Origin of the sequence: Allomesorhizobium camelthorni, assembly GCF_011045125.1 — a bacterium.
Taxonomy (GTDB): Bacteria; Pseudomonadota; Alphaproteobacteria; order Rhizobiales; family Rhizobiaceae; genus Allomesorhizobium; species Allomesorhizobium camelthorni.
This window is the reverse complement of sequence record NZ_JAAKZF010000062.1, coordinates 1-13,312: the sequence shown is the minus strand read 5'-3', so window position 1 is coordinate 13,312 and position 13,312 is coordinate 1. Positions and strand designations below refer to the sequence as shown.

The following is a 13,312-nucleotide window of genomic DNA, read 5'->3' as shown; positions in this document are numbered from 1 at the left end:
GGTCTCATGCCACAGGTCATAATCGTCCGACTCGTACCGAAGGCGCCCACTGACGGCGCCACATTCAGCAGTTACCTGGCCAATCTGACGATCCGGGCGTTTGATCTGTCGTTCGGAAATTCGGCAAACGGCACGCCTGTAGGGCAGGCGACGGGCGCCTGGGTTCCGACCACCGGCATCAACGCAACCGGGCCGGCGTTTACGCCGGCTTCACAGCGCATCGCGCAGCATTTCACCGACTATCCGGTGCAGGTGAACCCGTTGCCCGCGCCTCCCGATCCGGACAGGCGTCTGGAGGCGGTGGCTACCGCGATCATCGAGCTGACGCCTCCGACAGCCGAGTTCAATACGACCGACCTCCGTCTGGAGATCACGCAGGGGACGCAGCTCGTCGCCTATGAGCGGCTCAATTTCAACGTGAAGGTAGAGCCGAACGCGCCCATCTCGAACAATCCGCTGACCTATACTGCGGCCGAACCGCCGGCGGTGGTGGTGATGCTGCCGGACCCGGCTGTGGCGCTCGATCCGAATGCCGCCTTCGTAGAGCTTCCGTCGGACGGTTCGCCGCCCAGGTTTGTGCCGCTCCGCACCGCCATCGACAAGGTGCTGGCCCAGGATCCCGGCGGCGGCGCCACGCTGGCCAACAGGAGCCCGCTGACGGCCGCCCAGGCGCGCCAGGTCGCACGCGAAATCATCTGGAACCGCCTGATCACCCCTGCGCCCGAACGACCGAACAACCGCCGGCTCGAGGACATGTATACGCGCCCCCATGCCGACACCTCGTTGAGCGCCGACGAGCGCGACCGGGCAGACATGGACCGCAAGCAGTACGAAGCCAGCCTGCTCGGCTACCACGCGCTGCAGGACGCCAATTCGGATCGCCTTGCGCAGTATGTTTTTGCCGCGTCGGCCGCGATATGGGCGGAGCAGCAGAGTGCCAGTCCCGGCCGCGTCGGCCTTCGCTTTCCTGTCGAAACCGGCACCCCGCCGATCCCGGGCGCCCGGTTTCGCGAGGCGGAGGTGGTGCTGGTCGATGACGGCGCCCTGACGCTCGATTTTCAGGTTCCGGCCGAATATTTCTATGCGCTCTCGGCAATCGTGGCGACGACTGTTACCAGCGAGCAGCGCTACCGGATGGCCACCGATCTCCAGGAGTCGCGCGCCGCGGCCGCGATCAGGGAGGCGATCGATGCCAACATCATCGCCGCCGCAGCGATCACCCCCGAAAACGCCGCCCGTCGTCTGGTCGCCATCGGACGCGGCCGCGTGCAGCGTCCCCCGCTATGTCCGCTCAACCCCGACGTGAACGCGCTCGTCACGGCATGGCTCGCGGTGATGGGGCCCTCGATCGACGCGTTCTGGCAGCAGACCCCGTTTCCTGCCGCGCTCGCCGCCGGGCATCTGGACCTGGTACTCGCTGTCGTCACTCAACAGACAGCGATAACTCCGGCGTCTACGGCGCTGATCGCTGCAATTAAGGCCATCCCGGTCGCAGATGTAGCCCAGCTCAAACAACGCAACGCTCAGCAATGGTACGCCTTCTTCCTGCCTGCCAATGTCGGCTTGCTTCCCGAATTTACGAAACCGGGCACGCCCGAGGAGCGCGTCGAGGCCTTCATCCGTCAGCTGCGCAAGTATTTTGAGGTGCTGTCGGTCGTGCCTGTGCCCCCGGCCGGATCGATCCCCAGTGCCCCCTCGATCCCGATTGCGGACAGCGACGCGTTCGCGGCCTTTTTCGCCGCTACCCCGGGTTTCGCTTTTCCGGTGGCCAACTGGAACGCACCGGCGATAGTAAATGGCCTTCAGGCGGTTTTCCCCGGCGATCCGGATGCCCAAGCCTGGCTGCTCAATGCGCTGCAGACGACCGACGAACTGCTGCGCGCAACCAACGGGGTAGGGCCCGCTGCCCTGCAGTTCTCCCTGCTCGAAGCACTCTACGCCCGTGGCTTCACCGCGCGGGCGCAAATCCAGGCGTTGTCTGCCGCCGAGTTCGAGCATGCCCTGACCGGAACGGTAGCCTATCCGTTTGCAGCGGCAGTTCAGGCGGCTGCAGGCGGCTCGACCGCCGGTTCCGAGTCCGGACAGCCTGGTCCGTTCACGCCGATCAACCCGGATGGCTCGCTCATCAACTGCATCCCGCCCTGGCACCTGTCGCCGCTCGGGCCCGTCAAGTATCTGCAGGACCTGCTTGCAACCGGGATCGGCGCGACCTGCGATCACCCGACCGCCACCGGCGCCTCGCTTGATGCGCTGATCGCGACGCGTCGTGGCGCGCTGGGCAATCTTCATGCCACCAGCGCGAATGTCCACACCACGCTGCCGTTGATCGATATCATCAATGAAAACCTCGAGGCTCTCGCCGCCAATGGCGCGCCGGGTGTCGTCTACGACACCAATGCAACAATGCTGGGCGGTCACGAGCTGAGGCCTGTCGCTGACGAGGAGGGCACCGGACACGCGCCCGATACACTGTTCTCCGCTCTGCCCGAGCATTCGAGCCCGGCGACGCCGGTGAAAAGGCCCAACGCCTATGTAAAGCTGGCTAGTGATTTTTCCTCGCCGCTACTGCCTTACTCGCAGCCGCTCGACATTTCGCGGTCGTACCTGTGCGCCATGGGCACTTCTCGGTTCGAGACCATGCGGACGTTTCGCAAGTCGATCACTGAATTTGCCATCGACGCGAACGAGGAAGCGGCCGACTTCCAGAAGCACCTGTGGCGTTATCCGGTGCGGATCGAACTGGCGATCGAGTCCTTGGGGCTGTCGCCGGTCGAATACCAGACGCTCTATGTCGATCCGATCAGCGCGACCGATCTGCGCGAGATGTACGGCTTCCCGTCAGACACCGTGGATGGCGTCGACTGGACGGTGTTCGTCCTGCAGGTCCCCGAGTTCCGCAGGCGCACAGGGCTGGAATATTGCGACTTCCTGGAATTGTGGAAGTCCGGCTTTGTCGAGTTCACCCGCCTCGACCGTCCGATCAGGACCGCCTCGGGTCGGGAGGACGGTGCACCCGCCAATGCGGGCTTCTCCGATTGCGAGCCGTGCTGTCCCGAAGACCTTGTCATCCAATTTCCCAACCCGCGCGAGGCCGAAGACGCTCTGCGGAAGCTGATGGTCTTCATCCGCCTGTGGAGATCGCTCAAGTGCCTCCCTGGGGCGGGTTACAGCTTTGCCGAGCTTCGCGACATCTGCGAGGTGCTCGGCCTCTTCCACGGCAATGCGGTCAATCCCGGGTTCATCCGCCAACTGGCCGCGTTCCAGATTCTGCGGAACGACTGGCGGCTGGATTTGGGTATCGACCCGGCCGCCGCGCCGAACGCCAGTGGCGCTACGCGGATGCGCCTGTTGGGCCTGTGGAGCGCAGTGCCCGTTTCATCGTTCGACTGGGCCGTGGACCACTGGCTGGGCCGCATCGAAGACCGGGCCGAGCGCGAATGCGCGCCCGGCCGGCGGCCCGGCAGCTATCGCCGCCGTCGTCCGCCCGAATTTATCAAGATCCTGCGCGAGAATCTCGAAACGCTGTCGCTATTGAGCGGCTTCGATCCGGCCGCCAAGCCCTGGAACCTCTCGCCGACCGGCACCCTGCGCTTCACCGAAATCCTGGCCAAGATCTATGGCTCCTCGTTCACCACGGGCGAACTGCTCTACCTGTTCTCGGTCGATCAGCACCTGAACGGCGACGATCCGTTCTTCCAACAGGACCGCAACGAGGCGCTTGATCAACCCTTCGACTTCCCGGAGGAGGGCCATCCATACGACCTGTGGTGCCTGCGGCAGAAGCTGCTGGACGTGGAGGCGAGCGACGAAGAAATCGATGAGGTGACGTGGGTCGGCCTCGCCGCGAGGATGCGCGCCGACTTCGGATACGCCCCTCCGGCCGGTACCGATCCGCTGCAGGAATTGGGTCAGCACTTCTTTCCGGACACGTTGGCGCAGGCGGGGATTCTGGCAGGTCCGCAGGCTCGTCAGTATCGCACCGCGCTGCCCGTCACGATCGGCGGCATGTGGAATTTCCCCCAGCCTGGTCCCTTCCAATACGATGTGGCGGCCAAAGAGCTGGTGACGGCGCTGCCGCTGCGTGACGAAGAGGTTCTCTTCAAGCTCAATGCGATCGAACAGCTGACCGATGCCGAGCAGAAGGCCGTGCAGCAACTCTATTTCGCGCCGCGCGCCGACCTTGCTCGATTCTCCTTCCTGTTTCCCAGCCTTGCCGCGGCCGAACAGACGCTCGTCGAAGAGAGCGACGAGAGCAAGCGCTGGAGCTATTTCCGCAAGGCGTTCGCCGTATTCTCACGCCGCGCGCAGATCGTCGCCGAACACCTCGCGGCCCATGCAGGCTATGCATCGGATAAGAGTCCCGCCGAAGTCGATCTGGCCTGGCTCATACTTCGGCGCCTGCTCGGCGACGAAAACCAGGCTGCGACGGCCTGGGAGCAGGATAGCGGGGACGCGCCTGCGGCCTTCATGTGGGCGCGGCCGGCCGGCGGGGCCTTTGCCGCGTTGACAGGCCTCACCGGCACGGGGCTGCTGGGCGAGGTCAGGGCCGCGAGCGGGAGCGTGTGGCCCGAGCTGCGCGGACCGATGACCGTGTTTTCGCCCCAAGGCAACGATTGGAATGCGCCGGTCCCCACCATTGCGCCCGAACTCGATTTCACGTTGCCGCCGGCGGTCCTCAAATTCGCGGTGCTGCGGAACGGGCTCGCCATACGCGAGGCCGATGGCTTGCCGCTCGCCGGTGCCGAAGGCTTTACGGCGCGCTGGACTGGCGTGCTTGTCGTCGAAAAGACCGGCACCTACACATTCTTCGCCGGCGCGCCGACACCGGACGGCGAAGCCCCCGATTTCGGGAAGTGCGATCACAACAAATGGCGGGTCAACCTGCGGCGGGGCCAGAAGACGTTCCGCCTGTTGAATTACCGCTGGGCCGACGAACCGGCCCCCGATCGGGCGTCGGGCCCGCTCCACCTCAAGCGGGGCGCCTACTTCATCGATGTCGACTTCGAGGAGTTGCCGCCCGAATTCGACGAACCGGCCGAGCTGGTCCGCGCGCGCACGGGCTTCACCGTCAAGTATCAAGGCCCCGATACGGACGACAGTATCCTCGCGTTGCCGGTCGAGCGCCTGTACCGAGACGTCTCCCAAGGGTTGCTCGAGAGCGCGCATGCCGTCGTGCCATCGGCGCAGGCCTATCTCGCCCTGCAGTATTCGAGCAGCCTGCGGGACATCCGGCGCACCTATCAGCGCGCCTTCAAGGCGCTGCTGTTCTGTCATCGGCTTGGTTTGTCGGCGGATCGTGTGGCGCGCGCGAGCGTGTCCGAGATCGAATACATGCTATCGTCTGCCAAGCAGTTCGCCGGGGCGACCTATGTTCCCGGAACGCCCTACACGTCTCACCTAGCCGATCTGGACTTCAACCTCCTGCCGGTCGGCGACACCTACAACGGAGATCCGGAGCGTCGGCCGCCCGCCCCGTTGGATCAGCGGGCAACGCCCTCGGTCAAGCGCCGGCAAGCACTCTTCGACTTGTTCGAGCGGCTCTACGACTATTCAGTGATGCGCGGTGCGGTTCGCAAGCGTACCGACCGTCTGGTCTGGCTCTGTTTCGTCGAAGCCGCTAACCAGCAGCCGGTCGATCCGGTACCCCTGTTGATGGATCTGGGGATCAACCTTGATCATTCCGCGATCGTCCTCGATTTTCATGACGGCGTGACTGTCGATTGGCAAATGCTCTCGGACGAGCGCTGGACGATCCGGGTATGGCGCGCAGCGTCGTGGGTTCTGCGCCTGCTCAAGGCGTTCGTGCCACTGGACCTCGCTTTCGCGCAACCGGACGTCTGGGCATCGAACGCGGCGGCGGCGATGGCTGCCGGCAACGAGAACCTGACGAAGTTCTACCGCGACGGCGCCATCGAGCGGGGTAGCCCCCAGCGCTATGCCGATATCGAGCATCTCAATAACTCCTTGCGCGAGCGCGCGCGCACCGCGCTGGTCGCCTATCTCACTGGAATGAACCGCATCGCCCTGCCGTTCGCGTCGGGAACGTTCGCGGCGTCGGCCAAGGACCTCGGGGACTTTCTGCTGATCGATGTCGAGGCCGGCATTTGCCAAAAGACCAGCCGCATCGAGGAGGCGGTTACGGCGGTACAGACGTTCGTGGAACGTGCACGCCTGTCGCAGGAGCCCAGCTTCGTGGTCACCCGGGCCTTCGCCTCCGCCTGGGACAAGCTCTTCGCGACGTTCCGCATCTGGCAGGCCTGCCGCCGCCGGACCCTGTACCAGGAGAACTACGTCGAGTGGACCGAGCACGAGCGCGCGATCCGTACCGAGGCGTTCCGCTTCCTGGAATCCGAGTTGCGGCGCGGCACGTTTACGGCTCCGGTGCCGGGTGGCATGGAATACTGGCCCGCGCCGTACTGGCCGGCGCGTCCCTCGCTGATCGCGCTGCAGCATCGCGAACCGTCTTATCTCAGGCAGGTGCCGCAGCCGCAGAACCTTGGCCTGATGGGGCAGCCCGAACGCCACGGCAGGCCGAGCTGGTTGGCGCCCTCGGCGCGAAGGCCATCCGAACGCCCGCAGCCGGAAACGCCGATCGGGCTTACCGATGCAAGGCCAGCGGCCGTGGCGAACGAAGCGCCGGCCAGTTCGACCACTGAGCACCTGCCCCTTTGGCTCCAGGCGGCTGTCCGCCTGGGGACGCGCTTCCTGCGCGTGGCGGCCGCCGGAGAGCCGCTGGCGACATCGTCGTTTGCGCCCTTGCAGAATTCATCCACACCCTGCTGCCGCGAGTGCGGGCGTGTACATCCGCCGGTGATGGACGAGTATTACTTCTGGCTGGTGAACTCGGAATACCATGATCCCGCAGTTCTCAATCCTGCCGATCCTTCCCTCTATCAGGACGCGGACTGGGGTGTTCAACCGCCCGACCTGACATCGGATTGGCATCGCCGTGAAAGGCTGGCACAACTCTTGGTGTGGCCGCGGCGTCCGATGGTGAAGCTGGCATGGTGCCGGGTGCACAATGGCGAGTTCCAGACGCCACGGTTCACGGACGATGGCGCCAATGTTAATGTCGCCGGCGGCGAGCCGCAGCTCGAATTCCTCGGCCGAGACGGCGATTCCTTGCGCTTCCGGGTCACCAACGCGGCGGCGTCTCCCCCCGACCATACCGATCCGTCGCCATGGGGTTTCCGCTACGATATCGCACCGGATACTGCGGTTGTCCTACCCGAGGTGATCGCCACGCCACCGGCACCCGGCCCATTCCCCGCGCCTCTGTCGGCCTATCCGTTCTTCCTCTACTTCACCCCGGGCGCGCCGCTCGAGCCGTCGATCTATTCGACCTCGATGGTCGTCGCCGGTGCCCTTCGCGCCCAGTGCCGCCAGGAGGCGGCGCTGAAATGGTACGAGCTGTACTTCGCGCCGGGCGACAATGACCTGCGCTGGGCGACATGCCGCACGCGGCCCGGCGGGGGCGGCGATGGCGACGACGTGCCCGAAACGCCGCCGGGAAGCAACGTTCCCGGCCGAGGCAACCCGAACATTCCGGCCGCCCCCGAGCGGCCCGCCCGCCGGAACGTTCCCGTGCAGCCACTCGCTGTATCGGTGCGCCGCGGGCGTACCGATCAGGACCCGTGCTGCGACACGCGGGTCAAGAGCGATCTCGAGGCGCGCCGGCGCAGCGTCGTGCTGGCCTATCTCGAAACCTTGCTGCAACACGCGCAGGCGGCGATGTGCGGAAACTCACCCGAGGGTTACGCGACTGCGAGGCTCCGCCTCGACACGCTGGCTAGGTTCCTCGGCGACCGGCCGCGCACCATCTTCGGCCAGGATGACGGCAAGGATACCAAGACGGTTGCGGCGTTCGTTCCACGCTTCCCCTCGCTCAATCCGCGCCTAATGGAGATCTATGATCGGGTCACTGACCAGCTCGATGCGCTGCATCATTGCCTGACCAAGGCACGGCTGACGAGCGGCGTCCTGCACCGCGACACCTCCTATTGGGGTGACGATCCGGTGCGGCGCGGCTGGAGGAGCATTGCCTCCGAATGTTTGGATGATGACGGCTGTTGCTGTCCGCCCAGTCCCTATCGGTTCGCGATCCTCGTTCAGCGGGCGATCGAGACTGCGGGCGAAGTGCGTGCGCTTGGCGCCGAACTGCTTGCGGCGTTCGAAAAGGGCGATGCGGAATATCTCGCAGCCATGCGAGCAGCGCATGAACGGCAAATGCTCAACCTGACCGAGGAAATCCGCAACATGGAGTTCCGCGAAGCCGACTGGCAGGTACAGGCGCTGCAGAAGACCAAACAGGCGGCGCAAGCGCGGCGGCAATATTATGCGGATCTGATCGCCAGCGGGCTGATTGCTAATGAGCAGGCCTACCAGAACCTGACCGGGCTTTCGATGGGCACGCGCGCCCAAGGCAATGTCGTGGAAGCCGTCGGGCAGTCGATGAACCTGGTTCCGGACAACACGACGGGCGTCGCCGGCATCGCCTCGACCCCGGTTTCGGTATTCCAGATGCCGATCGGGACCAAGCTGGCACATGCCTTCGCCGCTGGCGCCAGGGTTCTCTACACTGTGGCCGATATCACCGGCACGCAGGCCAGCCTCGCGCTGACCGAGGGCGGATGGGATCGGCGGGAGGCGGACTGGGTCTTCCAGGTGGGCGTTCTCGACATCGAGATACAGCAGATCGAGCGGCAGATCCTCGCTTCCGAGCGGCGGCGCGATACGGCGCTGCGACAGCTGAACAACCTGGTGCAGCAAAAGCAGCAGGCAGCGGAACTGCACGATTTCCTGCGCGACAAGTTCACCAATCACGGGCTCTACCTGTTCCTCCAGCAAGAGACCGCCGCGCTGCACCACCAGATGTTCGAGATCGCTTGGTGCTGGGCGCGACAGGCGCAACGTGCCTTCCAGCTCGAACGCGAGTTGACGACGCAGACCTTTCTGCCGACGAACAGTTGGGATGGGCTACACGAGGGGCTGCTGACTGGAGAGCGGCTGTCGGCCTCCCTGCGCGCCATGGAGAAGGCCTATTTCGACCAGAACAGGCGCGAGCATGAACTCGTCACGCGCCTGTCCCTGCGGCTGGATTTCCCGCTCGCATTCCTCCAGTTGAAGGCCACCGGCAAGTGCGAGATTGAGATTCCCGAATGGCGCCTCGACCGGGAATATCCGGGACACTACCTGCGTCGCATCAAGTCGGTCGGTCTGACGATACCGGCCGTCGTAGGCCCCTATGGGGGCGTCCATTGCAAGCTCACGCTGCTGAGCAGCGCGACGCGGGTAGAATCCACCCTGCTTGACATCGAAGACTGCTGCCCCGGCACGTGCACTTGCGGTTGCTGCGAGAGTAGGCGCTACGAGGCCATCAGCGAGGACCCGCGCATCGTCAAGCGCTACGGCGCGACGGAGGCGATCGCCACGTCCTCGGGGCAGAGCGACACCGGGCTGTTCCAGCTCGATTTCCGCGACGAGCGCTATCTTCCGTTCGAATATGCCGGGGCGGTCAGCCGCTGGCAAATCGAGCTGCCGATCGAAACCAACACATTCGACATCGACACCGTCAGCGACTTGATCTTCGAGTTGAGCTACACCGCGCGCGAAGGTGGCGAAGTGTTGCGGAAGGCGAGCTGGGCCTCCTCCTCCTGCCTGCTTCCGGGGGCTGGCCTCCGCTTCTTCGACTGGAGACAGGACTTCGCCGACACCTGGCATCGGTTCAAGGCGAGCCAGCCAGTTGGTGACGCGCCCGATTGCAGCCGTGCACTGACGCTGCGCATGAGCCGCGGCATGTTCCCGTATTTGCCGGGGCAGCGGGCAGTGCGTATGCGGCGGCTGGAATTGTGGTTCGAGGCCCAAGGCCGTGAAGGAGTGCGCAACCACGAGATCGAGTTCGTGCCGAACGATGAGGATGGCGATGCGGAGTGCTGCGATCGCTATTTCCTGACCTGCGTGGCGAGCGAGGACTGGCCATGCCTGTTCCACGGCGTCATCGACTATCCGTTCCCTTTCCTGGGCGACGACCGTCAGGTCGCGATCGGTGATTTTTTGTTCCCGGACAGCGTGGGCACGGTTCACCGCGCTTATATCGTGTGTTCGTACGAGGCCGGTCCGCCCGAACGCTGCTTACCGGAAGTTCCCGGTTGTAGTTGCGCCTGCGACAAAAGGCTGACTGCTGACATAAGCTGGGCGGGGATCGAACCCGGGCCGTAACAACAGGAGCAGACCAATGGCCAGAGCCGCCTCCGCATCGAAAACGCGAGCCTCCCCGCGTGGGCAAAGCCGCCAGGCAAAATCGACGCCTCCCCCACCGGAGAGCAGAATGCCCGCGATCAATCTCGTCGAGATCAGGCCCGGCCTTTTCCTGAACGGGGACCACATTGTCCTTGTGCGGGTGCTCCCGCGGGAGGAGCGCGGCGTCTATGCGGTCCTGCAGCTGTCCAATGGCGACAAGCTGGACCTGACGCGCGGGGAGTTCACCGCAATCAGCGGCGAAGAGCCACGCCCGGCGATGCGGCAGCAAGTGCCGGTGGCAAAATAGCCAGGGTGGAGGTGGTTGTGGCCCTAGGACAACCAAGCCTGCAATTGAACGGCCCTCAAGCGGTAGGATGCGACAGGGCGGCGTCATCATCTCAAGCGCTGGCATAGAGGCGATTGGGACCGGCAGTTCGAGATCCAATGAGTCGACGCCGGCTGTGGAGGCGTCTTTTCATCATCTTCCGGAGACCTAGAGTCCGCTCCTGGGCCCACTCTCGGACGTAAGTTCACTCTTTGCTCTTACCCATAACCAGATGCTTAAATTCAGCGCTATGTAGACCGCTTTGCGCCTAAACTCGGGCCGGCAGCGGCGCACTGGCGCGGTCCCGAAAGCGGCCATTCGCTTGGCTGCCTCAAGCGACGGTTTGAGCATTGCGGACTTCCCCCAGGCGTGCTTGATGCCAACAAATCGCAGAACGCCGTAGTAGCCGTGTGTGAGCTCGGCCTAGCAGAGGGTTTTATGAAGCAGATTGCTATCTTTAATCACAAGGGCGGAGTCGCGAAAACTACGATGACATTCCATTTGGCATGGATGTTATCACTGCTGGGCAAGCGGGTGATGGTCGTTGACTGCGACCCCCAATGCAATCTCACGGGGGTTTTTCTCGGCGATATGGATACCGAGGACTATCCATTCGAAAGTGCGTCGCCTCAGAAGCCGCGAAATATTCGAGACGCTGTGCGACCAGCCTTCGAATCTCGACCATATATGATCGAGGCGACTGAGCTCCATGAGTCGCCGGCCCAAAAGGGTCTATTTTTGCTCCCTGGCCACGTGGGTCTGTCCGAATATGAAAGTCAACTTGCGGTCGCCCACGAACTTAGTAACACGCTGTCGGCTCTCCAGAACATTCCAGGCGCTCTGCATCATGCCATTAGGAAATCTGCAGTCCCTTACGGTATAGACTATGCCCTAGTCGATATGAGCCCAAGCCTAGGAGCTATAAACCAAAACCTGTTTATGACGAGCGATGCCTTCATTCTGCCGATGGCGCCTGACCTGTTCTCGGCGATGGCACTTCGCTCCCTGGCTCGCACGCTTCCAAAGTGGGCAGAATGGGGGCGAAAGGCTTCCGCCAATGCGCTATTGAAAATTGCTGATTACCCATTTCGCCCAGTTACGCCGGCCTATTTGGGTTCGACCGTAAACAATTTCCGAAAGCGGGCGAGAGGGGAGGAGCAGGCGAAGCCGACCCAAGCATTTCAAAAGTGGTTTGACCGGCTCGCGGAAGCGAGAAGCACTGATCTGCTGGTCGCCCTCGAAACGTCGAAGATGCTTCTCCCCACTGAGGCATATGCTGCCGCAAATGCACCAACGAACGAGTTCCTGATGGAGATCGGGTCGTTGGACGGCTTGATCGCGACGGCACAGGAGTTGGCTAAACCGGTGTTCGCGATCGATCTCGCGACCGACACCAACTTCCGAGGGAACGTAGCCGATACTTATCAAATAAAAATAAATGACGTTTATCATGGGTATAAATCCGGCGCGGAGAAGGTCATCGCCCTGACGGATATGTTCTGAACATGGAGCGGTTCAGCGGTGCGACGGCTACCTTCGAGCACGCCATCGAAAGGGCGCGTCAGATGGTTACACTATTCGACGCGCTAACAGCGTTGCGGCCCCACGAGGCTGCAAATGATGACGCGCTCAGGTCCGCCTATTTTCTGGCTGTCAGTTCGTTTGATTTTTTTGCTCACGAACTCGCCGCCGTAGAAGCCAAGCACCGTTTCACCAACGGTTTGAGGACAAGAAACATTCACCTTCCGATGGATGTTATGACTATCGCCGACGAGGAGGCACGCATAGCAACAGCCGAGACCCACGTTCGACAAACAAATTCTTACAAAGCGTTCGTAGACCCGGCGAAGTTGGCGGAACTGCTATCTTGCTACTGTTTGAAGCCGTGGGACAGGTTGGCAATACTGATTAATTCCAGCCTCCCAGAGACTGAGCGTAAATCCCCAGAGCACATAAAGGGGCAACTCAAAAGCGTCTGGAAACGGAGGAATCAGATCGCTCATGAAGCTGACGTAAACCCAACGCTCGCCGGAGTTTCACTTTGGCCAATCGACAAGGTCGACACAGAAATATCGATCAGTTTCATTTCCTCGATCGGCGCGCATATGCCGAAGGTGATTTCTGAGCCGCTATTGGATGATGAAGTGGAATAAAGCGCTCGCCACTAGGCTCGTGGACAAAGGGCAGCCATCGTTTGATTGAGGCGAGCGCCACGAAGCCAAGATAGCATTCCTTGGTCTTATCGTAGCGTGTGGCAATACGGCGCCAGTTCTTCAGTTCTTCAGCTTGTTAAACAGACGCTCGACGAGGTTGCGCCAACGGTATTTCTCGCGATCATGCGGGGTGGGGGCGCGGCGGTTGCTTTTGGCGGGGATAACCGCCTCGACGCCGGCTTTGGCGATCTCTTCGCGGATGGCGTCGGAGTCATACCCCTTGTCCGCCAGGAGCGTCTCAATACGGTCGGCGATCATTCGAAACAGCGGACCGAAGCCTTGAATATCATGCGCCTGGCCAGGTGTCAGGACGAAGCCGAGAGGTCGGCCTCTTCCGTCGCACCGCGCCTGGAGTTTGGTGGTGAAGCCGCCGTGCGATCGGCCAAGCGCCTCAGCTTCCTGAGCCCCCTTTTTGGGCGGCCCGTTGCCGAAAGCTGCCAGTTAGTCGTTGGCTTCCGGCGGCAGGAAGTCGACCTCGTGGGCCGCGGAGACTTTCACCACTTCCGCCGGATCGGAAAGATTGTCCAGCTTGCCG

The 13,312-nt window shown here is 62.9% G+C and carries 5 protein-coding genes and 1 pseudogene; 4 read left to right on the top strand and 2 right to left on the bottom strand.

All coding sequences use genetic code 11. The annotated features are described in order from the left end of the window. Nucleotides 1-6: 6 nt before the first annotated feature. From G6N73_RS26945 to G6N73_RS26930, 4 genes are all read left to right on the top strand, one after another. Nucleotides 7-10,218 carry a Tc toxin subunit A-related protein gene (locus G6N73_RS26945; protein ID WP_165033050.1) on the top strand — a complete coding sequence of 3,404 codons (10,212 nt, stop codon included), beginning with the start codon at nucleotides 7-9 and terminating at the stop codon, nucleotides 10,216-10,218. 109 nt (nucleotides 10,219-10,327) lie between these two features. Beyond that, nucleotides 10,328-10,546, top strand: coding sequence for a hypothetical protein (locus G6N73_RS26940; protein ID WP_165033049.1), 219 nt, complete (start codon nucleotides 10,328-10,330; stop codon nucleotides 10,544-10,546). Nucleotides 10,547-11,002: 456 nt separating this feature from the next. Continuing rightward, nucleotides 11,003-12,067 (top strand): ParA family protein, encoded by a 1,065-nt coding sequence (locus G6N73_RS26935; RefSeq protein WP_165033048.1) that lies wholly within the window; start codon nucleotides 11,003-11,005, stop codon nucleotides 12,065-12,067. Nucleotides 12,068-12,069: 2 nt separating this feature from the next. Then, nucleotides 12,070-12,717 (top strand): hypothetical protein, encoded by a 648-nt coding sequence (locus G6N73_RS26930; protein ID WP_165033047.1) that lies wholly within the window; start codon nucleotides 12,070-12,072, stop codon nucleotides 12,715-12,717. A 120-nt stretch (nucleotides 12,718-12,837) separates the two neighbouring features. Here the strand turns inward: G6N73_RS26930 and G6N73_RS26925 are convergent, their stop codons facing one another. Next, nucleotides 12,838-13,218, bottom strand: coding sequence for an IS5 family transposase (locus tag G6N73_RS26925; RefSeq protein ID WP_165033057.1), 381 nt, complete (start codon nucleotides 13,216-13,218; stop codon nucleotides 12,838-12,840). Continuing rightward, nucleotides 13,219-13,312, bottom strand: a pseudogene (locus G6N73_RS37255) (cupin domain-containing protein); the annotation flags it as partial.